This window comes from Methylobacterium nodulans ORS 2060 (assembly GCF_000022085.1).
Taxonomy (GTDB): Bacteria; Pseudomonadota; Alphaproteobacteria; order Rhizobiales; family Beijerinckiaceae; genus Methylobacterium; species Methylobacterium nodulans.
On sequence record NC_011894.1, the window covers coordinates 1564894 to 1587432 of the forward strand.

Below are 22539 nucleotides of genomic sequence, written 5' to 3' on the forward strand. Positions count from 1 at the left end.
CGAAGCGGCTCCGGTTGCCTCCAGCGTGGCTGACGAGCGGTCGCTGCGCGACGTCTTGTGCTGGATCCCGGGTCGCATTCCGCTGCCGCCGCATGCGCCCGGGACAGGGAGAGCGGGCGATGGCCGGGCGTGACGACTGATGATCGTCTCAGAGGAGCGTGGGGCTTCCACGCTCCTCTGTTTCGATTGAGGGCCGTCGGGTGTTTCGATTGAGGGCCGTCGGGGCCTCCACGACCGTGGATTTCGATTGAGTTCGCCACCAGCTGCGCCGATCCTGACGGATGAAGCCTCAGGAGACGCCATGCGGAATGCCGCCCCCGAGGAGGGTGCGTTTGCGATTGAGATCGCGCACGGGATCGGGCGGTTCGGCAGGACCACCGAACCCTCGGCACCACGGTTCGTGGACCCGGCGACTTCGTCGGGATCCGCGCGCGTTCAGCGCGTGCCGCGGCGCAGGTCGTCCTGGATCAGGAGCGCGCTCTTGCCGTCCAGCCGGTTGCGGTAGACCTGCAGGTTCTCGGTCACCCGCTGCACGTAGTTGCGGGTCTCCGTGAAGGGGATGCGCTCCACCCAGTCGATTGGGTCGACCTTCGGGTCGCGGGGGTCGCCGTAGGCGTCGATCCACTTCTTCACGTTGCCGCCGCCCGCATTGTAGGAGGCGAAGGCCAGGATGTAGGAACCGCGCCAATCCTCCATCAGCTCGCCGAGATGGGCCTGGCCGAGGCGGGCATTGTAGGCCGGGTCGCTGAGCAGGCGCGCGGCATCGAAGGCGGCGCTCACCCGGCGCGCGGTGCGCTGGGCCGTCGCCGGCATCATCTGCATCAATCCCCGCGCGCCGACGCTCGACTGCGCCCGCGGATCGAACTGGCTCTCCTGGCGGGCGATGGCGAAGACCATGGCCTTCTCCACCTGCGGCACCGCCGAGAAGGCCTCGTAGGCCGGGATGCCGTTCACCGGATAGGCGTGGCGGTCGAGGGGGAGACCCCGCTGCACCGCGACCTTGCCGAGCGCCACCAGGGCCCGCGGGTCGTTGTCCGCCACCGCGACGTCGCCAAGGGCGTTCAGCTCCGCCGGGTCGCTCAGCCGCTGCGCGAGGTCGATGTAGAGGGGCAGCGCCTGCTCCCGCATCCCGGCCGCCGCGAGGATGCGCAGGGCCCGGATCACCGGCCGCTCCTCGAAGGCCGTGCGGGCCGCGCCTTCGAGCGTGCCGGCCATGCGCAGGGCGAGGGTGCCCTGGCCGAGCTTGGCCCGGGCGAGCTGGCCGTAATAGGCGATCGGCTGGGCGGCGGCCCGCTCGTAGAAGGTCCGGGCCTCCGCCGCCTGGCCCATCGCCTCGGCGGCCCGGCCCTGCCAGTAGGTGGCCCGCGCGATCGAGATCGGCGTCTCGGCCGCCTCGGCGGCAGCCGCGAAGTGCTTCGCGCCGAGGGCTGCGTCGTTGAGGAAGCGCAGCGCGATCCACCCTGCGTGGAACTCCGCCTCGATGCGCTTCTCCACCGCCCGCGCGCTGTGCCCGGCCACCACCGCGTAGGCCGTCTTCGCGTCGCCGAGGTCGAGGAGCTTGCGCGCGACGATGCGGCGCTCGATCCACCATTCGTCGGGATCGACCAGCACCTCCGGGTTGCGGGGCGCGCTCAGCAGCACCGCCGCCGCCTCGGCGGGCTTGTCGATCCGGCGCAGGAACTGCGCGCGGGAGAAGAGATAGGAGGAATCCCCGCGCAGGCTCGGCGGGACCGCATCGAGGATGCTCTGGGCGTTCGAGGCCTTGGCCTCGACGGCGCGCCGCGCCCGCACCAGCGTGCCGTAGCTCTTGCCCGCATAGGTGGCGGCGCGGCCGGCCGCCTCCCAGTCCTCCTTCATCAGCGCCCGCTCCATGCGGGCGCGGTGGTCGATCTCGGTGAGGACGCCCGGGAAGGCGTCCAGGACCTTGAGTTCGAGGGTGCGGCCGAAACTGTCCTGCCGCCACAGGTCGCGCGCGAGGGCGGCGGCATCCTCGGTCAGGCCGTCGGCCTTCAGGGCCAGCGCCAGGGCGAATTTTCCGGGCGGGCTCGCGGGGCGGCGCGTGGCGAAATAGGCCCGCACGACGCTCGGGGCCTTGCGCTGGCTCAGCAGCGCCTCCTCGACCCGCCGCCGGATCACGCTGCCGACCGGCCAGTCCGGGTTGTCGCGGATGAAGCCGATGACCCGCTCGAAGCCGATCCCGGCGCCGGCCCGGATCGCCACCCAGTCCAGCAGCATGCGCACGGCCGGATCCGCGAAGGCGTCCCGCTGGCGGTCGCCCTCCTCCACCTGCCCGCGCCGATAGGCATCGATGGCGCTGCGCAGGGCCGGGGCGTCGATGTCCACCGCCGGAGTCGGGCGGCCCGGATCCGGCACGTTCGGGGCCGGCGGGGCCGGCGGGGTCACGGCCGCGTCGGGGGCCGGGAACGGGATCCGCATCTCCGGATCCGCCGAGGCATAGGCCGAGGCCGCGGCGGGCAGGGGCTGGTCCGGGGAAGACCCGGCCGGACGGGAGGCGGGCTCCTCGGGGCCGGCCGTGCTGCGTAAGGTGCCGGCGAGATCCGCGCCCTCCGCGGCGGCCGGTTGGACCCGGGCGGCGCCGGCGCCCTCGCCTTCGGGATCCGCCGCCCGCACGGCGGGACCGCAGAGGGCGGCCAGCGCGGTTCCGGAGGCGAGGAGCGTGAGGACCGCGAGGCGGCGCCGTCGGGCCGGGAGCTGCATGGTCGTCGGTCTCCTAGGCGAGAGCGGACACGCCATCGTGGAAGCGCCGCCTTAAGAAGGCATTAACCGTAGGTTTTGCGGTTTGCGCCCGGCCGGGCGACAGCCTATGTGTCGGGCGATACGGGACAGCCGCAGAAGCCCCGACCGGGCGAGGACCATCCGCATGACGTCGACGTCGATTTCGCAGCGCCTGAGAGGCTCGTTCACCGCCCTCGTCACGCCGTTCCGGGACGGCACCTTCGACGAGGCCGCCTTCCGGGCCTTCGTGGCGTGGCAGATCGAGAACGGCACTCACGGCCTCGTGCCCACCGGCACCACCGGCGAGAGCCCGACGCTCAGCCATGCCGAGCACGACCGGGTCGTCGAGGCTTGCATCGACGAGGCCGGTGGCAAGGTGCCGGTCATCGCCGGCGCCGGCTCGAATTCCACCGCAGAGGCGGTCGAGCGCGCGCGTCATGCGGAGAAGGCCGGGGCGGACGCGGTCCTCATCGTCACGCCCTACTACAACAAGCCGACCCAGGAAGGGCTGTACCAGCACTTCAAGGCGGTGAACGACGCGATCGGCATTCCCATCCTGATCTACAACATTCCCAGCCGGTCGGTGATCGACATGAGCGTCGACACCATGAAGCGGCTTTATGAGTTGCCCAATATCGCCGGGGTGAAGGATGCCACCGCCAACGTGGCCCGCGTCAGCCTTCAGCGCCAAGCGATGGGCGAAAGCTTCATCCAACTTTCTGGCGAAGATGCGACGGCGCTCGGGTTCATGGCGCATGGCGGCCACGGCTGCATCTCGGTGACCTCGAACGTGGCGCCGCGCCTCTGCGCCGACTTCCAGGAGGCCTGCCTGTCGGGCGAGTACCGGACGGCGCTGCAGATCCAGGACCGGCTGATGCCGCTGCACACCAACCTGTTCGCGGAGACGAATCCGTCGCCCGCGAAGTACGCGCTCGCGCGCCTCGGCCTGATGGGCGAGGAGGTGCGTCTGCCGCTCGTCCCGGTGGGGGAGGGGACCCGCCGCGCCGTCGACGCCGCCCTGCGCCACGCCGGCCTCGTCGACGCCTGAACCGCCGGCGCCAGAGAAGAGCCCGTCAATGGCCCGCAAACCGGATCCCGGCCGCCGCATCGTTGCGGACAATCGCAAGGCCCGCTTCAACTACGAGATCACCGACACGGTGGAGGCGGGCATCGCGCTCACCGGCACCGAGGTGAAGTCGCTGCGCGGCGGCAAGGCGACGATCGGGGAGGCCTATGCGGGCCCCTCGGGCGACGAGTTCTTCCTGTTCAACGCCTACATCCCCGAATACCTCGAGGCCAACCGCTTCAATCACGAGACCAAGCGACCCCGCCGCCTGCTGCTGCACCGGCGCCAGATCAACAAGTTCCTGGGCGCCACCCAGCGCGAGGGCTACACGGTCATTCCGCTCAAGATCTATTTCAACGAGCGTGGCCGGGCGAAGGTCGAACTCGGCCTCGGGCGGGGCAAGAAGCTGCACGACAAGCGCGAGACCGCCAAGGAGCGCGACTGGCAGCGCGACCGCGCGCGGCTCCTGCGCGACAAGGGGTGAGCCTCCTCGCCGGGGTGTGCGTGTGAGTTCGCCACTGGCTGCGCCGACCCTGGCGGACGAAACCGGCTGAACGAGTACTTCCTTCCGTGGCAGCCAACCCCGGCCCTCATGCTGAGGTGGCCGGCGGAGCCGGCCCTCGAAGCACCCCTGAACGATGGTCCGAGGCTCCGGTGGATGGGATGAGCGGTCAGGCGTGCTTCGAGGCAGCCTGCGCGGTCTTCGATCGCCAGTGCGATCTGCGATCGCCCGCGCCTCAGCATGAGGAGCGGGGCGGCTTCCACGCACCTCAGTTTCTATTTTGGGCGGGAGCCGTGCCGGCGGCCCTGGAACCAAACGCGAGGTTGGCAGTTCGTCTGGACCGAAACTTGACCTGAGGTGAGATGATGCGGGCTGTCCGCGCGCTGCTCCTGACCGGGACGATCCTGCCCGCCCTTATGCTGCAGCCCATGCCGGGCCGGGCCGAACCGGGCCTCCGGGACACCGTCCGGGTCGCGCAGGCTGGGGGGCCGCCGGAACGCGGGGCCCCTCCGGAGCGCGGCGAGCGGCCCGGGGGCGGAGCGCGGCCCGAGCACGGGCCGCCGGCCGAGCGTCCGGAGCCGCGCGAGCGGCCCGAGCCGCGCGAACGCGCCGCCCCGCCCGCCGAGCGCGGGGAGCGGCCAGCCTCGCGTCCCGATACCCGCGAGCGCCCTGCCGAGCGTCCGGAGCCGCGTGAGCGTCACGAGCCGCGCGAGCGTGCTCCTGAACCCCGCGAGCGGGCGGCTCCTCCGGCCGAGCGCCCGGCCCCGCGGCCCGAGCGGGAACCCGCCGAGCGCCCCGAGCCGGCGCGTCCCCGGACCGAGCCGCCCGCCGCCCGCCAGCCCGAACGGCCCACGCCGCCGCGCACGCCCGAGGCGCCGGCTCCCCGCGAGGAGCGGCCGCGATCGCCCGAGCCGCCGGCTGCGCGCCAGCCCGAGGCGCCGCGCCCGCCGGCCGGCCCCGAGCGGCCGAACCAGGCGCGTCCGACCCCGCCTGCGCCGAACGAGCCCGCCCGTTCCCCGGCGCCTCCCGCCGAGCCGCAGGCGCCGCCGGCCCGGCCGGGCCAGCCCGGCACGCCCACCGCGCCGCCCGGAGCGGCCGGCCACCCGCCGAGCGGCCAGCCGCTGCCCGGGCAGGCCGCGCCGAACCAAGCACCGCCGGCCGGTGCTCCCGCGGTGTCTCCCGGCACGCCCGTGCCGCCGTCCGGCACGCAGAACCGTCCGCAGCCGGGCCAGCCGGCTCCCGCCGCACCGCCCGGCCAGGTATCACCCGGCCAAGTCCCCCCCGGCCAAGTCTCCCCCGGCCAAGTCTCCCCCGGCCAAGCCCTGCCGCCGGCCGGCGGCCCCGGCGCGGTTCCGCCCGGGCCGGGGCGCGAGGGCCGCGACCTCGACCGGCGCGACCGGATCCCGGGCGGCGAGCGCCGCGACGATCCGGACTTCGTGCCGGGCGGATTCCGGCGCAGCGACATGGACGTGCGCAGCTACGACGAGGTGCGCCGGGCCCGCCGCGAATACAACGAGGGCGGCCGTCTCTATATCCGCGAGCCCGGCCGCGTGATCGTGCGCGACAACGAGCGCTACTTCATCCGCCACGACGAGACCGAGCGGTTCCGCGAGCTCGACCGCGACGCCCGCATCGAGCGGCGGGGATCCGAGGTCGTCACCATCATCGACCGGCCTGGGGGCGATCAGATCGTCACCGTGGTGGACGAGGAGGGCCGCCTCCTGCGCCGCACCCGCCGGGCCCGCGACGGGCGCGAGGTCGTGCTGATCGACAATACTTTCGAGGGCCGCCCGCGTCCGGTCGAGCGCGACATCGTGGTGCTGCCGCCCCCCGAGATCCGCATCCCGCGCGAGCGCTACGTCGTGGAGGCGGACCGGGCCGACGAGGGCCTGATCTACGAGGCCCTGACCGCGCCGCCCGTCGCCCCCGTCGAGCGCCGCTACACCCTCGACGAGGTGCGCTACAGCCCGACCCTGCGCGCCCGCATGCGCAGCGTCGACATCGACACCATCACCTTCGACAGCGGCTCCTGGCAGATCGCGCCGGACCAGGCCCGGCGCCTCGCGGTGATCGCGGAAGCGATCGGCCGCGCCGTGCAGCGCAACCCGCAGGAGGTGTTCCTGATCGAGGGCTATACCGACGCGGTGGGCAATGATGTCGACAACCTCTCGCTCTCCGACCGCCGGGCGCAGGAGGTGGCGACGGTGCTCACCCGCGACTTCCGGGTTCCGCCGGAAAACCTGACGACGCAGGGCTACGGCGAGCAGTACCTGAAGGTGAACACGCAGGAAGCATCCCGCGAGAACCGCCGCGTCACGGTCCGCCGCATCACTCCGCTGATCCAGCAGCAGGCGCGCCGGCCATAGGGGGCTTGGCCGCGGAGCGCCGCGCGGCTCCGCGCGTTGACGGCAGGGCGGGACGCAGAATCCGGCCCGAGCCAAGGAGGAGCGCCCGATGCTGAGGATCTCGTGCAGGTGCTGCGGCGGCGCGAGCCCGTCCCATCCGGGCCGGCGCGCCTTTCTGGCTGGCGCCGCCGCTGCGGCTGCGGGCGCCCTCTGGCCGCTGCAGGCGGTCGGCGCGGGCAGCCCGGTTCCCAAGACCACGCTGACCTCCGATCAGGCGCTCCAGCTCCTCAAGACGGGCAACGAGGACTTCCGCACCGATGCCCCCTACCGGGCCCAGCAGGGCCGCGAGCGGCGCGTCGAGCTCGCGCGCGGTCAGGCGCCCTTCTGCGTCCTCGTCGGCTGCTCGGACAGCCGGGTTCCGCCCGAGCTGCTGTTCGGGCGCGGCCTGGGCGAGCTGTTCATCGTCCGCAACGCGGGCAACACGGTCGATACCGCCGCGCTCGGCAGCATCGAGTACGGTGTCGGGGTGCTGGGCTGCCCACTGGTGGTCGTGCTCGGACACGAATCCTGCGGGGCGGTGGCGGCCGCCGTCGAGGTGGTGGAGCGCAACGCCACCTTCCCGGGCGTCATCGGCGAGATGGTCCAGCCGATCATCCCGGCAGTCCTCGCGGCCCGGGGCCAGCCGGGCGACCTCCTGGACGCGTCGGTGCGCTCGAATGCCCGCCGCGTCGCGGCGCGGCTCAAGACGCAGAGCACGGTCGTTCAGGATGGGCTCCGCGAGGGCAGGCTCCGGATCGTGGCGGCGCGCTACAGCCTCGCCGACGGGAACGTGGAGTGGTTCGAGGACATCTGAGGGCGGCGGGATCGACCGGTTGACCGCAGGGCGGCGCGCGGTCTTGTGCACCCCAGCGCTCAGAACTCCATGTCGAGCTCCTCGATCTCGTCGGGCTCGGCTTCGGCCTCGGCGATCCATTCCTGCATCAGCGGCCAGGCCATGATGTGGTCGCGGTAGGCGGCGCAGCGGCGCGGCAGGTCGACATTGTAGGTCACGAAGCGGGTGCAGACGGGCGCGTACATGGCGTCCGCGATGGTCGGGGTCGGGCCGAACAGGAACGGCCCGCCGCTCGCGGCGAGCGCCTCCTCCCAGATCTCCAGGATGCGCGCGATGTCCGACTGGGCGCCGCCCCAGAGCCTGAAATCCGTGTAGCGCGCCCGCAGGTTCATCGGCAGCGCCGAGCGCAGATTCATGAAGCCGCCATGCATCTCGCCGGCGATCGAGCGGCACCACGCGCGCTTGACGATGTCGGAGGGAACGAGGCCCGCCTCGGGCCGCCACTCGATGAGGTACTGGGCGATCGCCAGCACGTCCCAGACGCGCACCGGGCCGTGGGTCAGGCGCGGCACCAGGAACGAGGGCGAGAGATGCAGCAGCTCGGCGCGGCTCGCCGCGTCGCCGCCGCCCAGCACCTCGACCGCGATGTCGAGCTCCGCCATGCGGCACAGCAGCCAGCCGCGCAGCGACCACGACGAATAGTTCCGGCTCGATACCGTGAGCGTGGCCTCGGCCATGCGCATCCTCCCCCGCGAACCCGGCCAGGCCCGCTTAACCGCGTCGGCAGATCCAGGAGTCGGCAGATCCAAGACTCGTGCCGGTCGGGCCTCCCGCAAGGAGCATAGGGCGGCCTGCGGCCGGCGCCATCCGGCCGGCATCCGGTCTCTTTGGCACGACTGTCGCATGCCCGAAAGTCACGGGCGGGGTCGCTGGGCGCCCGGGCCCGGCATCCCACTCAACAAAAGTCAAATCGCGGGCTGTCGAGCGTTGCCTTACGGTCTCAGCGTGGGCGGACGTGCCGGGCCCAGCGTAAGCGGGGGAGCCCTCGGGCTGATGCTCTACGATCTCTTCGAGTTTCAGTCCGGTCTCGCAGCCGGCACCCGCTCGTGGGGGCGCCTCCTGCACGGCGGCGTCGCGCCATGGCTGCAGGCCGGCTCCGTGGAGCCGGCGAGCTGGGTGGCCGCCGCCGCCCGCATGATGATGCGCGCGGGCCTCACCCATCTGCGACCCGCCTACGGCATCGCCAGCGTACGGGCGGGCAACGGCGAGGTCCCGGTGACCGAGGAGCCGGTGCTGCGCACGCCCTTCGGCACGCTGCTGCGCTTTCGCAAGGACATCGCCTCCGAGCAACCGCGCGTGCTCGTGGTGGCGCCGCTCTCGGGCCATTTCGCGACGCTCCTGCGCAGCACCGTGCGCACCCTGCTCGCGGATCACGACGTCTACATCACCGATTGGCACAATGCCCGCGACGTGCCGCTCTCGGCCGGCCGCTTCGGCTTCGACGACTATGTCGGCCACCTGGTCCGGTTCCTGGAGACGATCGGGGAGGGGGCGCATCTCGTCGCGGTCTGCCAGCCCTGCGTCCAGGCGCTCTCCGCGGCGGCCGTGATGGCCGAATCGCGCAACGCCGCCCATCCGGCCAGCATGACGCTGATGGCCGGGCCGGTGGACACCCGCATCAATCCGACCAAGGTCAACGAACTCGCCACCTCCCGGTCCATCGACTGGTTCGAGCGCAACCTGATCGCCACCGTGCCGCGCCGCCATGCCGGGGCCGGCCGCCGGGTCTATCCGGGCTTCATGCAGCTCTTCGCCTTCATGTCGATGAACGCGGCCCGCCACATGCACGGCCATGTCGACCTGTTCTGGCACCTCGCGCATGGCGAGGAGGCCAAGGCGGCGCAGATCGAGAGCTTCTACGACGAGTACTTCGCCGTGCTCGACCTGGCCGCCGAGTTCTACCTGGAGACCGTGAAGACCGTGTTCCAGGACGCGACGCTCGCCCGGAACTCACTCACCTATGGCGGTGCGCCGATCGACATGCGCGCCATCCGCAGGACGGCACTGATGACGGTGGAGGGCGAGCGCGACGACATCTGCTCCGTCGGCCAGACCATGGCGGCGCACGACCTCTGCAGCAGCCTGCGGCCGTTCCGCAAGCGCCATCACCTGCAGGCCGGCGTCGGTCATTACGGCGTCTTCTCGGGCCGCAAATGGGAGAACCAGACCTATCCGCTGGTGCGCAACTTCATCCAGGCGAATGCCTGACATCCGGCGGCCCGACCCAGGCCGGCGCTCCGACCCAGGAAGGCGGCCCGATCGGGACCGAACCGCCGCCGGCGCGGCGAAATTCGAAAGCCTGGCCGCGGCACCAGTTGGAAATCGGCCGAAACTGGTGTATGGGCCCAGCCAGGCGCAGCGTGTGCGCCGGCCTTTGCGGCAATCGCGACCTGCGCCCCTCCCGGCCCGGAACGGCCGGGCCCGGGGCGCATTCCGGTTCGCGGGCGTCTCGCAGGACGGCCGACGGCCGGCCACCAGGATGATCGAATTCTAGAGGACACACCCTTGCAGGTACTCGTTCGGGACAACAACGTCGATCAGGCGCTTCGCGTGCTCAAGAAGAAGATGCAGCGCGAAGGCATTTTCCGCGAGATGAAGCAGCGCAAGGCGTACGAGAAGCCGTCCGTGCGCAAGGCCCGCGAGAAGGCGGAGGCCGTCCGTCGCGCCCGCAAGCAGGCCCGCAAGACCGCGATCCGCGAGGGCCTGATCGCCGCGCCGAAGCCCAAGGCCCGTCCCGTCTCGCCGCGCCGCCCGGCCGCTCCGGCCCCCGCGTCGAGCCCGGTCGGCGCCGCGTAAGCCTGCGCCCCCCGCTTCGGCGGGACATCTCACGGTCCTCGCGACGAGGTCCGCCGCGTGAGCGTGCGGGCCTTGTCGTGCGCGTGCGCCCGACTTGCGAAGGAGAGGCCCGATGGCCTTCGCCTGCACCATCCCGGCGGTGCCGACCGTCCAGCAGGACGACGAGGCGGTGCGGATCACCCGCTGGGACTTCCCCCCGGGCGCCGTCACCGGCTGGCACGAGCACGGCTGGCCCTACGTGATCGTGATGGTCACGCCCGGGATCCTGCGGGTCTACGACGGCACGGCCGTCACCGAGACCACGCTCGCGCAGGGGCAGGCCTATCGCCGCCCTGCCGGCATCCGCCACGACGTGATGAACGGCTCCGACCATCCGATCGCCTTCGTGGAGATCGAGCTGAAGCGGCCCGGCGCCCTCTGAGCGCGCTGACGACGCGGTCGCCGGGGCGCCCCGATCCCGCGAACTCCGTGCTTTTCCGAGACCGTTAACGCTTCGCGACGAGGATGCCGGCGATTCGCGGAAGGACGCCGCCATGCCGCTTCGCATCACCCTCAAGCCGCACGAGCGCCTGATCATCAACGGCGCGGCGATCCGCAACGGCGACCGGGCCGCCGATCTGCTGATCGAGACGCAGTGCCGCTTCCTGCGCGAGAGCGAGATCATCCGCGAGAGCGAGGCCGACACGGCGGCCAAGCGCCTCTGCGTGACGCTCCAGGTCATCTACCTCGCCGACAACCCCGCCGAGGTGGAGGACCTGCTGGTGCGCCAATCGACCGAGATCCTGCGCGCCATGCCGAGCGCGGCCCCCTACCTGCTCGCCATCCAGGACGAGGTCGCGGCCCGCCGCTACCACCGCGCCCTGAAATGCGGACGGGACCTCGTCGCGCATGAGCGCACCCTCCTGTGCGGTGGCCCGCGCGACCGCATCGCCGCCCCCGGCTCGATGGCCTGAAACCTCCGCGGCCTCACGGGACTTGCCCCGGCGCACGGCGCCGAAGGAGCATGCCGGCGACATCGGGGTGGTGCCGCGGGACGGCCGAGTGCCCCGGCTGATGCTCATCCTTGGTCCGTGTGTTTTCGAGAACCCTCTCCCGTCCCGCGCGTTGGGCCACCGTTTCGCCCCGCCCTCGAGAGGATGACCGATGGCCGAAGATCTCCGGTCGCTCTATGTGACCGCGCTCAAGAACACCCACGCGCTCGAACTCCAGGCCCTGCAGATCATGGAGCGGCAGGTCGAGCGCCTGGAGCGCTACCCCGAGATGGAGGCGGCCCTGCGCCGCCACATCACCGAGACGCATGGCCAGCGCGACCGGCTGGAGCAGGCGCTCGCGGCTCTCGGCGAGAAACCCTCGGCGCTGAAGGAGGGCGTGCTCGGCCTGATGGGCAACCTCGCGGCGCTCGCCCACACGCCGGCCCAGGACGAGATCCTGAAGAACGCCTTCGCCAACCGCGCCTTCGAGAACTACGAGGCGGCGGCCTACGATTCGCTCATCACCATCGCGGAAGCCGCCGGCCAGACGGGCGCGCTCTCCGGCTTCCAGCAATCGCTGAAGGAGGAACTGGCGATGGCCCAGACTGTCGCCGACCTCGTCAAGCCGACGACGCGGCGCTACCTCGAGCTCACCACCGCGGGCGCCAAGGCCGACCGCTGAGCAAGGCCGAGCCTTGACGGAGCCACCCGCCGGGCTTGCAGCGCGCGCGGGTGCGCCGCCGACCGATCGGGCCTATATGCGGGGCTCTTCTCCTCCCGAGACCCGGTCGTGATGAAAGACACTCCTCCGGCGGGCGGGGCCTCGGAGCGGCCCGGCCTCGTCGAGACCTATCGCCGCCTCTGGCCCTATCTCTGGCCGCACGGTCGCCCGGACCTGCAGCGCCGCGTCTTCGCGGCGTTCGGCCTGCTGCTCGTGGCCAAGGGCGTCACCATGGTGACGCCCTTCACCTTCAAATGGGCGACGGATGCGCTCGTCGCCGCGACCGGGGCGAAGGACGGCGCGGTGCCGACCGGCCTCTGGGCCGCACCGATGCTGCTCATCGGGCTCTACGGCCTGTCGCGGGTGGCGATGGCGCTGCTCACCCAGATGCGCGACGGGCTCTTCGCCAAGGTGGCGATGCACGCGGTGCGGCGCCTCGCGCTCCAGACCTTCACGCATATGCACCGCCTGTCCTTACGCTTTCACCTGGAGCGCAAGACCGGCGGCCTCACGCGGGTGCTGGAGCGCGGGCGCAACGGCATCGAGGAACTGTCGCGCCTGATGGTGCTGACGCTGGTGCCCACCATCGTCGAGTTCCTCCTGGTGCTCGGAATCCTCGCCTACGAGTTCGACCTCGTCTATTCGCTGGTCGTGCTCGTCATGGTCGCGGCCTATCTGGCCTTCACCTACAAGGCCACGGAGTGGCGCATCGCCATCCGCAAGCGGATGAACGACTCCGACACGGATGCCAACACCAAGGCGGTCGACTCGCTCCTGAACTACGAGACGGTGAAGTATTTCGGGGCGGAGCGCCGCGAGTCGGCCCGCTACGACGCCTCGATGGCGAAATACGAAAAATCCTCGACGCAGACCTATGTCTCGCTCGCCGTTCTCAACGCCGGCCAGGCGGTGATCTTCACGGCCGGCATGACCGTGGTGATGTGGCTGTCCGCGCGCGACATCATGGCGGGGAAGACCACGATCGGCGGCTTCGTGCTCGTCAACACGATGCTGGTGCAGCTCTCGATGCCCCTGAACTTCATGGGCATGATCTACCGGGAGATCAAGCAGGCGCTGATCGACATCGACGACATGTTCCGCATCCTGCACCGCAACCCGGAGATCGCGGACCGGCCGGGGGCGGCCCCGCTCGCGGTCGGCTCAGGGGTGGTGCGCTTCGAGGAGGTGCGCTTCGCCTACAACCCGGACCGCCCGATCCTGAAGGGCGTGAGCTTCGAGGTGCCGGCCGGGCGCACCGTCGCGGTGGTCGGCCCCTCGGGGGCGGGCAAGTCGACGATCTCGCGGCTGCTGTTCCGCTTCTACGAGCCGCAATCGGGCCGCATCCTCATCGACGGCCAGGACATCGCGGGCGTGCAGCAGGATTCCTTGCGGGCCGCGATCGGCATGGTCCCGCAGGATACGGTGCTGTTCAACGACACGATCGGCTACAACATCCGCTACGGCCGCTGGGAGGCCAGCGAGGCGGAGGTGCGGGAGGCCGCCCGCCTCGCCCAGATCGACCGCTTCATCGCGGGGCTCCCCGAGGGCTACGACACGCCGGTCGGCGAGCGCGGCCTGAAGCTCTCGGGCGGCGAGAAGCAGCGCGTGGCGATCGCCCGCACCATCCTCAAGGGCCCGCCGATCCTCGTCCTCGACGAGGCGACCTCGGCGCTCGATTCCTTCACCGAGCGCGAAATCCAGGACGCCCTCGACCGCGTGAGCCGGGGCCGCACGACCCTGGTCATCGCCCACCGGCTCTCGACCGTGGTGGGGGCCGACGAGATCATCGTCCTCGACCGCGGCGTGATCGTGGAGCGCGGCGACCACGCGGCGCTGCTCGCCAGGGGCGGCGTCTATGCGGCGATGTGGAACCGCCAGCGCGAGGCGGACGCGGCCCGCGAGGCGCTCAAGCGGGCCGAATCGAGCGAGGGCGAGAGCCTGCGCCGGCACCTCGACCCCGGCGACCTGCCGGAGCAGCCCCCCGCCAAGGCGCCGGAGCCGGCCTCGGTGGTATGAGTTGCCACCGGCGCTGCCGCCCCTGGCGGTTGAAACCGGCTGACTGAGCGCTCCCTCCGTGGCAGCCACTCCGCCCCCTCATGCTGAGGCGCGGGGCGGCTTCCACGCATCTCAGCTTCTATTGAGACGGCTGACGGCCGGATCACTTCGTGACCATCGCCGCGGCCATGCGGAGACCGGCTCAGGATGAGCGCGGATGGCCACCCGCCGGGCCGCGGGCGATTGACGGGACGGGCGCCGCCTGCCATCCGCGTCGCGACCTCGCGCCTGCCGGAGTGCCTGAAGGCTGATGACCGACCTCTTCGAGACGATCCGCCGCGTCCTCGTGCCGATCCACAAGGAGGGCTACCTTTTCATCGCGATCGGCATCGTGCTGACGGTGCTCACGGGCGCCTACGTGCAGGCGCTGGGCTGGATCTTCTTCCTGCTGACGCTCTGGGTCTGCTACTTCTTCCGCGATCCCGAGCGCGTGGTGCCGGTGGGCGATGGCCTCGTGGTCTCGCCCGCGGACGGGCGCGTGAACCTGATCAGCACGGTGGTGCCGCCCTCCGAACTCGACCTGCCCTCCGAGCCGATGCTGCGCATCTCGGTGTTCATGAACGTGTTCGACTGCCACGTGAACCGCGTGCCGGTCACCGGCCGCATCGACCAGATCAACTACACGCCCGGCCTCTTCCTCAATGCCGAACTCGACAAGGCGAGCGAGGACAACGAGCGCAACGGGCTCGTGATCGAGACCGTGAGCGGGGGCGAGGCGGTGCGGATCGGCGTGGTGCAGATCGCCGGTCTCGTGGCGCGCCGCATCGTCGACTGGGTCAAGCCCGGCGACGCGCTGGTGGTCGGGGACCGTTTCGGGCTGATCCGCTTCGGCTCGCGGGTCGATGTCTACCTGCCGGCGGGATCGCGGGTGCTGGTGGGCCTCGGCCAGAAGGCGGTCGCGGGCGAGACGGTGCTCGCCGACCTTCGCCCCGGCGGCCCGGTGCGCCAGTTCCGCCGGGTGTGAGCGGCGCGCCGCCCTGGCGCCAGCCGCGGCGGCGCACCTACATTCCTGATCTTGCATCATGGCCGGCCGCGAAAAGCCTTGCGCGGCATGATGCGCCCTAGAGCATTTTCCGACGAAGTGGATACCGGTTCGTCGCAGAAAATGCGGCACAATCAAAAACCGAGAGCAGGATCCGTTCACGGTGGAACGGATCCTGCTCTAAGGGAGGCGACATGGACGACCATCTCTTCCCGCCCTTCGCGCCCGAGACGAACGAGCCCCGCCCGCGGCGCTTCAAGCCGATCCCGGTGCGGATGATCATCCCCAACATGATCACCCTGATGGCGGTCTGCCTCGGGCTCACGGCGGTGCGGCTCGCCTTCGAGGGGCGTTTCGAGCCCGCCGTCATCGCCATCGTGGTGGCGGCGGTCCTCGACGGCATCGACGGGCGCGTGGCGCGCCTGCTCAAGGGCACCTCGCGCTTCGGGGCGGAACTCGATTCGCTCGCCGACTTCGTGAATTTCGGCTGCGCCCCGGCGCTCATCCTGTACAGCTTCACGCTCCACCACCTGAAGTCGCTCGGCTGGATCGTGGCCCTGATCTTCGCCATCGCCATGGCGCTGCGGCTCGCCCGCTTCAACGTGATGCTGGACGACCCCGACCGGCCTGAGTGGAAGAAGGATTACTTCGTCGGCATGCCGGCCCCGGCCGGCGCGCTGACCGCGCTGCTGCCGCTCTACCTCCACTTCCTCGGCCTCACCTTCGGGCCGGGGCTGGCCCCGGCCGCCCTCGCCTATATCCTGGTGCTGGCGATCCTGGTGATCTCCACCGTGCCGACCTATGCGGGCAAGACCATCGGCAAGCGGGTGCCGCGGGAATACGTGCTGCCGATCTTCGTCGTCACGGTGGCGGGCTTCGGCCTGTTCATCAGCTTCCCGTTCGAGACGCTTGCGGTCGTCAGCATCGCGTATCTGTGCGCGATCCCCATCGGCGCCAACCAGTACCGCCGCCGCCTCAAGGCCGAGGCCGCGGCGGCGGCGCTGCCGCGGGAGAATCCGGTCGCCTGAGGCTGGCGACCCGAGGCGGGCGACACACGGCTGTCACACGAGCGGCGCTCGAATGGGCGCGGGGAGGGATTGGAATGAGCTGGTCGTTGCCGCTCGGCGTGGTGATGGGCACCGTGATCCGGGTCCACGTCACCTTCCTGCTGTTCCTCCTCTGGATCGGGGCGGCGGCCTTCGCGAAGGGTGGACAGGGGGCGGCGCTGCAGAGCGTCGTCTACATCGTGCTCCTGTTCCTCTGCGTGCTCCTGCACGAGTTCGGCCATGTCTACGCGGCGCGGCGCTACGGGGTGCAGACGCCCGACATCACGCTCCTGCCGATCGGGGGCGTCGCGCGGCTCGAACGCATCCCCGAGGATCCGCGCCAGGAGCTCGTCATCGCGCTGGCCGGCCCGGCCGTGAACGTCGTCATCGCGGCCCTGCTGTTCCTGGCGCTGGGAGCCGCCGCGCCGAGCGCGGAGGTGGAGAATCCGGGCGTCTCGCTGTTCGAGCGCCTGCTCTGGGTCAATCTCTTCCTCGTCGGCTTCAACCTGATCCCGGCCTTCCCGATGGATGGCGGGCGGGTGCTGCGGGCGATCCTCGCCGCGCGGCTCGGCTATGCGCGCGGCACCCAGATCGCCTCGGGGGTCGGCCAGGCGGTCGCCTTCGCGCTCGGCCTTCTCGGCCTCGTCGGCGGCAACCCGCTCCTCATCTTCATCGCCCTGTTCGTCTATCTGGGCGCGGCCTCGGAGGCGCATGCGGTGCAGATGCGGCAGGTCTCCCGCGGCCTTCTCGCCGGCGACGCCATGATCACCCGCTTCGAGAGCCTGGGCCCGAACAGCCGGGTGGAGGACGCGGTGCAGGGCCTCATCGCCACCACCCAGCACGAATTCCCGGTGGTCGACGGCGCGGGCCGCCTGCGGGGCGTGCTGACCCGCGACGACATGATCCGGGCCCTGCGCGACCGCGGCCCGGACGCGCCGGTCCTGGAGGTGATGCGCGCGGACATCCCGACCGTGCGCGACCGCCAGCCCCTGGAGGACGCTCTGCGGCTGATGCAGGAGGGCCGCCTGCCGGCGGTCGGCGTGACGGACGGGTTCGGGCGGCTCGTCGGCTTGGTCACGCCGGAGAATATCGGCGAGATGATGATGATCCTGGCCGCACGGCCGGGGGGGCGGACGGGCTTGCGCCGCAACTCGGCGGCGTGGCCGGAGAGCTGATCCGCCCAGGGGGAGGTGCGCGGGTCCCCCTCCCGCCTGGAAGGGATTCTCTGCACCTGACCCGGACGATGGGATGACGGGGCCTCAGCCCCGCTTCGCGCCCGCGCGGTCATCCGGCGAGGCCAGCGGATCCCGCGGCGATTCCCGGCCCTCGCGGGCGGCGTTCGAGAACACCGTGTGGCCGCCCGGGCCCGTATCCTCGCGCCGGCGCGGGTTGCGGGAGCGGTCGTCGTCGCGGCCGGCGAGCTCGTCGGGATTGCCGCGCTCGGAGGGGGGCACGTCGTCGATCCGCACGGCCTTCGCCTCGGTGCCGCCCGGCTCGCTCAGCGTCCCCGAATGCGTGGTCCCGTCGCCGCCCATCCCGCCGAAGGAATGCTCCCCACTCTGCGCCGGGCTGCCGGGGGTGCCGAAGGCCGCGCGCTCATCGTCGGCCTCGCCCGGGAGATCGCCCGGATCGGGCGCACGGCCCGCATCGGCGCGCGGCCCCTCGGGGCGGGCGAGGCGCCGGTCGAGTTCGCGCTGCTCCTCGGGCGTGAGGACCGCGCGGCGGGCGGCACCCGCCGCTCCGGTCGTGGGCGAGACCCCGCCGCCGGGCACCGGTGGCTCTCGGTCGCTCTGGTTGTTCGGCATGCGCGCCCTCCTTGGCTCCGCCCCGGGCCGGGATGGCCTCGGGACGGACCAAAGCGCTGAGCGCGCGGGTGTTCCGGCGCGCCCCGGCTCAGCGCCCGGCCTCGACCGTGACCTCGCCCGCCCGGCAGTTCTGCCGGGCCAGTTCGGGGCACGCGGTGAAGCCGCGCAGATCGCGGGTGAAGCAGATCCGCACCTCTTCGAGGCGGCCGGCGCGGCAGGTCACCGCCATCATGTCGGGGCGAAGCCCCGGATTGCTCGCGACGAAGAGCCGGGCGACGTCGATCGGGGCGACCCGCTGGTCGCCCGCGGGCCTGGCGAAGCGCTCCGGGATGGTCACGGCGTCACGGGCGCGGCGCGTGAGCCGGAAGTAGCGCGCCGGATCCTCGCCCGAGCAGGTCCCGTGCTTGCGCCACTCGTAGCGGGCGAGCCCCTCGGTCGGAAACACCCCCTCGGCCTCGGCGAGGGCTTGGCGGGAGGGTGAGCGCGGGAAGGCGCCGCATTCGCCAGGATAGCCCCGGTCGTATTGCGGCCACAGGCCATGCACCACGAAGCCGAGGCGCCGCCCCGCATCGCATTGCGCATCGCCCCGCCGCTCGCCGGTCAGCGCGCAGAAGGTCGGCGACCAGGACAGGGCGAGGACGTAGAAGTCGAAACGGCCGGGAACGCCGCCGCGCTCCTGCGCGGCCGCGCCGAACGCCGTCAGCGCCAGGGCGACGGCGAGGGCCGCCCGCCGGATCAGGGCCGGGCCTCGCGGCAGGAGGTCGCCGAGGCGTAGGCGTAGGCGAGGTTGCGGTCGAGGCCGTGCACGCAGAATTCGACGCCCCAGGTGGCGCCGATGATGCCGAGGCTCTCGCGCACCGAGTAGTCCACCCGGCGGCGCACGCCGTCCGAGGTGGTGGCGACCGCCGTGCAGAAGCGCCGGGGATAGAAGTCGAGGCCCCAGGGCCGCCACGCGGTCCGCTCGATCCGCTCGAAGCTGAGGATCGTCAGCGAGGAGTTCCAGAACTTGGACTCCTTCTCGGCGAACTGCGTCGAGACCTTCTCCAGCACGCCCGGATCCTGGCAGCCGGGGATGTCGGCGTCGAACGGGAATTCCCGCTCCTCGGCGGGGGTGACCTCCTGGCGGGCCGAGCGGGCGAGCGCCGGCGACAGGGAGGCCGCGACGGCAAGGCCGGCGAGGAGCAAGACGAGACGGGGCATGCGCATGGCCGGACCTTGAGGTTCGGGCGGGCGCGCGAAAGCGGCGCCCCGCGAGGGACGGCCTGGCGCGCGCTCCGGGATAAGGGCGTCGCTGGAGACTGAGACGAGCCTGTAGGCCACGGTCAAGTCAAGGCTCGGCGGCGGCGGCCCTCGCGCTTTCCGGCGACCTGGTGTGCCGGCACCACACGGGCCGCGGCAGGAGCCCGCGGCGGACCGGTGGTCCTCGCTTCAGTCGGGGGCGGACCTGCTCTATGGAGGGGCGGCCGTGTCAGGAACCGAGCCGCCCCGCATGACCGCCGATTCCGCCCCCGAGACGAAGCCCGTCGGCCCCGGCGATCAGGTGCTCCTGGTCGACGGATCCTCCTTCATCTTCCGGGCCTATTTCCAGTCCATCAACCAGCCGGAGCGCTACAACTTCCGGCCCTCGGACGGGCTGCCCACCGGCGCCGTGCGGCTGTTCTGCGCCAAGATCGCCCAGTTCGTGCAGGAGGGGGCGGCCGGGGTGAAGCCGAGCCATCTCGGCATCGTCTTCGACAAGTCGGAGGGCTCGTTCCGCAAGGAGATTTTTCCCGACTACAAGGGCCACCGGCCGGACGCGCCCGAGGACCTCAAGCGGCAGATGCCGCTGATGCGCGAGGCGGTGCGGGCCTTCGGCCTCGAACCGATCGAGCTCGAACGCTACGAAGCGGACGACCTCATCGCCACCTATGCGCGGCAGGCGGAGGCGCGGGGCGCGGGCGTCATCATCGTGTCCTCCGACAAGGACCTGATGCAGCTCGTCGGCGACCTCGTGCGGTTCTACGACTTCGAGTCGGGCCAACAGGGCAAGCCCGGCTACCGGCCCGAGCGCAACCTCGACGCGGCGGCGATCGTCGAGCGCTGGGAGGGCCTGAGCCCGGCGCAGATCGGCGATGCGCTGGCGCTGATCGGCGACACCTCCGACAACGTGCCGGGCGTGCCGGGCATCGGGCTCAAGACCGCGGCCGTGCTGATCAAGGAGTTCGGCAGCCTGGAGGCCCTGCTGGAGCGGGCCGCAGAGATCAAGCAGCCCAAGCGCCGCGAGACGCTGCTCGCCAATATCGAGCAGGCCCGCCTGTCGCGACGGCTCGTGACCCTCGACGAGGCGGTGCCGGTGCCTGTGCCGCTCGAGGCGTTGCGCCTGCGCAAGCCCGACCCGGATCGGCTCGTCGGCTTCCTCAAGGCGATGGAGTTCAACACGCTGACGCGGCGCATCGCCTCGCTGCTGCATGTCGACCCGGAGGCGGTGAAGCCCGACCCGGCCCTGCTGCCGGGCGGCGCGGCGTCCTACGCCAACGAGAAGGGCGGCAGCGACGTCACCCCGTTCTTCGGCGACGAGGCCAGGGATCAGCCCGCCGCCGAGGTCGACCCCTTCGCCGATCTCGGCCTGCCGGACGCGCCCCTCAAGCCCCGCGGGCCCGTCGAGGCGACGCCGGGCAGCCTGGTCGCTGCCCGCGCCGCCGAGGCGGTGAAGCCCTTCGACACCGACGCCTACGAGACCATCACCTCCCTCGACCGGCTCGATGCCTGGGTCGCGGAGGCCGCCGAGGCCGGCGTGCTCGCGGTCGACACCGAGACCAACGCCCTCGACGCGCACAGGGCGGATCTGGTCGGCGTCTCGCTCGCCACCGCGCCGGGGCGCGCCGCCTATATCCCGCTCTCCCATCGCGGCAGCGAGGACCTGTTCGGCGAGGGGCTGCTGCCGAACCAGCTCCCCTGGGAGGCCGTGCGGGCGCGCCTCAAGCCGCTCCTCGAAGACCCGGCCGTGCTCAAGGTCGGGCAGAACCTGAAATACGACTGGCTGGTGCTGGCCCGCCACGGCATCGAGGTGCGGCCCTACGACGACACCATGCTGATCTCCTACGTGCTCGACGCCGGCAAGGGCTCGCACGGCATGGACGAGCTCGCGCGCCGCCATCTCGGGCACCAGCCGATCACCTTCGCGGATGTCACCGGCACGGGCCGCACCAAGGTCACCTTCGACCGCGTTCCCCTCGACAAGGCCACCGCCTATGCGGCGGAGGATGCGGACGTCACCTTGCGCCTGTGGCGCCTGATGAAGCCGCGGCTCGCCGCCGAGCGGCGCGCCACCGTCTACGAGACCCTGGAGCGCCCCCTGGTACCGGTGCTCGCCCGCATGGAAAGCTGCGGCATTCGGGTCGACCGGGGCATGCTGAGCCGGCTCTCGGGCGATTTCTCGCAATCCCTGGCGCGGCTGGAGGCCGAGATCCAGGAGATGGCGGGCGAGAGTTTCTCCGTCTCCTCCCCGAAGCAGATCGGCGACATCCTGTTCGGCAAGTTCGGGCTTCCCGGCGCCAAGAAGACGCCGTCGGGCCAATGGGCGACGCCCGCCACCCTGCTGGAGGAGCTTGCCGGCCAGGGCCATGCGCTGCCGAAGAAGATCCTGGAATGGCGCCAGCTCTCGAAGCTGAAATCCACCTACACGGACACCCTCCAGGAGCATGCCGACCGGGAGACGAACCGCGTCCACACCTCCTTCGCGCTCGCCGCCACCACGACCGGGCGGCTCTCCTCCTCGGACCCGAACCTGCAGAACATCCCGATCCGCACCGAGGAGGGGCGGCGCATCCGGCAGGCCTTCGTGGCGGATGAGGGCCACAAGCTGATCTCGGCCGATTACAGCCAGATCGAGCTCAGGCTGCTCGCCCACATCGCCGACATCCCGCAGCTGCGCGAAGCCTTCGCGGCGGGCATCGACATCCATGCGGCCACCGCCTCGGCGATGTTCGGCGTGCCCCTCGACCAGATGACGCCCGACCTGCGGCGGCGGGCCAAGACCATCAATTTCGGCATCATCTACGGCATCTCGGCCTTCGGCCTCGCCGACCGGCTCGGCATCCCGCAGGGCGAGGCCGCGGCCTTCATCAAGCAGTATTTCGAGCGGTTCCCCGGCATCCGCGCCTATATCGACGACATCAAGAAGACCTGCCGGGACAAGGGCTACGTGACGACGCTGTTCGGGCGCGTCTGCCACTATCCGCAGATCCGCTCGAACAACCCGCAGGAACGGGCCTCGGTGGAGCGGCAGGCGATCAACGCGCCGATCCAGGGCTCGGCCGCCGACATCATCCGGCGCGCGATGGTGCGGATGGAGGGGGCGCTGGCGGCGGCGGGCCTCACCACGCGCATGCTGCTGCAGGTGCATGACGAGCTCGTCTTCGAGGCGCCCGACGACGAGGTGGAGCGGGCGCTGCCGATCATCGCCCGGGTGATGGAGGAGGCGCCGCACCCGGCGGTGCAGCTCCGGGTGCCGCTTGCCGTCGAGGCCAAGGCCGCCACGAACTGGCAGGAGGCGCATTGAGCGGGGGGCCTGTCGCCGCGCTTCCCCCTTTCTCAACCCGGTCCTCCTTCCCGGATCTCCTTCCGCTGCCGCTGCATGCGCC

The 22539-nt window shown here is 71.5% G+C and carries 19 protein-coding genes; 14 read left to right on the plus strand and 5 right to left on the minus strand.

Annotation, left to right across the window (positions count from 1 at the left end):
• Positions 1-435: 435 nt before the first annotated feature.
• Complete coding sequence (locus MNOD_RS07135) at positions 436-2718, minus strand: lytic transglycosylase domain-containing protein (protein ID WP_015928171.1); 2283 nt, start codon at positions 2716-2718, stop codon at positions 436-438.
• A gap of 163 nt (positions 2719-2881) precedes the next feature.
• Between MNOD_RS07135 and dapA the strand changes: the two genes are divergently transcribed.
• The 4 genes from dapA (at position 2882) to MNOD_RS07155 (ending at position 7502) form a co-directional block, all read left to right on the plus strand.
• Positions 2882-3784: a 4-hydroxy-tetrahydrodipicolinate synthase gene (dapA, locus tag MNOD_RS07140; protein WP_015928172.1), complete on the plus strand. Its 903-nt coding sequence runs from the start codon at positions 2882-2884 to the stop codon at positions 3782-3784.
• 28 nt (positions 3785-3812) lie between these two features.
• A complete protein-coding gene (gene smpB, locus MNOD_RS07145) occupies positions 3813-4286 on the plus strand; it encodes an SsrA-binding protein SmpB (RefSeq protein WP_015928173.1) in 474 nt (157 codons plus the stop codon).
• Between the two features lie 383 nt (positions 4287-4669).
• Positions 4670-6670 carry an OmpA family protein gene (locus MNOD_RS07150; RefSeq protein ID WP_015928174.1) on the plus strand — a complete coding sequence of 667 codons (2001 nt, stop codon included), beginning with the start codon at positions 4670-4672 and terminating at the stop codon, positions 6668-6670.
• Between the two features lie 88 nt (positions 6671-6758).
• Positions 6759-7502, plus strand: coding sequence for a carbonic anhydrase (locus tag MNOD_RS07155; protein ID WP_015928175.1), 744 nt, complete (start codon positions 6759-6761; stop codon positions 7500-7502).
• A gap of 59 nt (positions 7503-7561) precedes the next feature.
• Here MNOD_RS07155 and MNOD_RS07160 read toward each other — a convergent pair whose 3' ends face one another.
• Positions 7562-8218 (minus strand): glutathione S-transferase, encoded by a 657-nt coding sequence (locus tag MNOD_RS07160; RefSeq protein WP_015928176.1) that lies wholly within the window; start codon positions 8216-8218, stop codon positions 7562-7564.
• 316 nt (positions 8219-8534) lie between these two features.
• On the opposite strand from MNOD_RS07160, the gene MNOD_RS07165 reads away from it, so the two are divergent.
• From MNOD_RS07165 to MNOD_RS07205, 9 genes are all read left to right on the plus strand, one after another.
• A complete protein-coding gene (locus MNOD_RS07165; RefSeq protein WP_015928177.1) occupies positions 8535-9749 on the plus strand; it encodes a polyhydroxyalkanoate depolymerase in 1215 nt (404 codons plus the stop codon).
• A 297-nt stretch (positions 9750-10046) separates the two neighbouring features.
• Positions 10047-10337: a 30S ribosomal protein S21 gene (gene rpsU, locus MNOD_RS07170; RefSeq protein ID WP_015928178.1), complete on the plus strand. Its 291-nt coding sequence runs from the start codon at positions 10047-10049 to the stop codon at positions 10335-10337.
• A gap of 112 nt (positions 10338-10449) precedes the next feature.
• Entirely contained in the window at positions 10450-10758 is a 309-nt protein-coding gene (locus MNOD_RS07175; RefSeq protein WP_015928179.1) for a cupin domain-containing protein, read from the plus strand.
• Positions 10759-10870: 112 nt separating this feature from the next.
• Positions 10871-11290, plus strand: coding sequence for a flagellar biosynthesis repressor FlbT (locus MNOD_RS07180; RefSeq protein ID WP_015928180.1), 420 nt, complete (start codon positions 10871-10873; stop codon positions 11288-11290).
• Between the two features lie 190 nt (positions 11291-11480).
• Positions 11481-11990 (plus strand): ferritin-like domain-containing protein, encoded by a 510-nt coding sequence (locus MNOD_RS07185; RefSeq protein ID WP_015928181.1) that lies wholly within the window; start codon positions 11481-11483, stop codon positions 11988-11990.
• 111 nt (positions 11991-12101) lie between these two features.
• Positions 12102-14045, plus strand: coding sequence for an ABCB family ABC transporter ATP-binding protein/permease (locus MNOD_RS07190; RefSeq protein WP_015928182.1), 1944 nt, complete (start codon positions 12102-12104; stop codon positions 14043-14045).
• Positions 14046-14334: 289 nt separating this feature from the next.
• Positions 14335-15048, plus strand: a complete 714-nt coding sequence (locus MNOD_RS07195; protein ID WP_015928183.1) for a phosphatidylserine decarboxylase — start codon at positions 14335-14337, stop codon at positions 15046-15048.
• 212 nt (positions 15049-15260) lie between these two features.
• Positions 15261-16094: a CDP-diacylglycerol--serine O-phosphatidyltransferase gene (pssA, locus tag MNOD_RS07200; protein WP_015928184.1), complete on the plus strand. Its 834-nt coding sequence runs from the start codon at positions 15261-15263 to the stop codon at positions 16092-16094.
• A gap of 74 nt (positions 16095-16168) precedes the next feature.
• Positions 16169-17287 carry a site-2 protease family protein gene (locus MNOD_RS07205; RefSeq protein ID WP_015928185.1) on the plus strand — a complete coding sequence of 373 codons (1119 nt, stop codon included), beginning with the start codon at positions 16169-16171 and terminating at the stop codon, positions 17285-17287.
• A gap of 84 nt (positions 17288-17371) precedes the next feature.
• Here the strand turns inward: MNOD_RS07205 and MNOD_RS07210 are convergent, their stop codons facing one another.
• The 3 genes from MNOD_RS07210 to MNOD_RS07220 form a co-directional block, all read right to left on the minus strand.
• Entirely contained in the window at positions 17372-17917 is a 546-nt protein-coding gene (locus tag MNOD_RS07210; RefSeq protein ID WP_015928186.1) for a hypothetical protein, read from the minus strand.
• An 88-nt stretch (positions 17918-18005) separates the two neighbouring features.
• A complete protein-coding gene (locus MNOD_RS07215) occupies positions 18006-18656 on the minus strand; it encodes a ribonuclease T2 family protein (RefSeq protein ID WP_015928187.1) in 651 nt (216 codons plus the stop codon).
• On the minus strand, positions 18653-19123 hold the full coding sequence (locus MNOD_RS07220; RefSeq protein ID WP_015928188.1) for a hypothetical protein: 471 nt from the start codon (positions 19121-19123) through the stop codon (positions 18653-18655). Before MNOD_RS07220 ends, MNOD_RS07215 begins: the two co-directional genes overlap by 4 nt.
• 283 nt (positions 19124-19406) lie before the next feature.
• On the opposite strand from MNOD_RS07220, the gene polA reads away from it, so the two are divergent.
• Positions 19407-22457: a DNA polymerase I gene (gene polA, locus MNOD_RS07225; protein WP_043748249.1), complete on the plus strand. Its 3051-nt coding sequence runs from the start codon at positions 19407-19409 to the stop codon at positions 22455-22457.
• Positions 22458-22539: the final 82 nt, after the last annotated feature.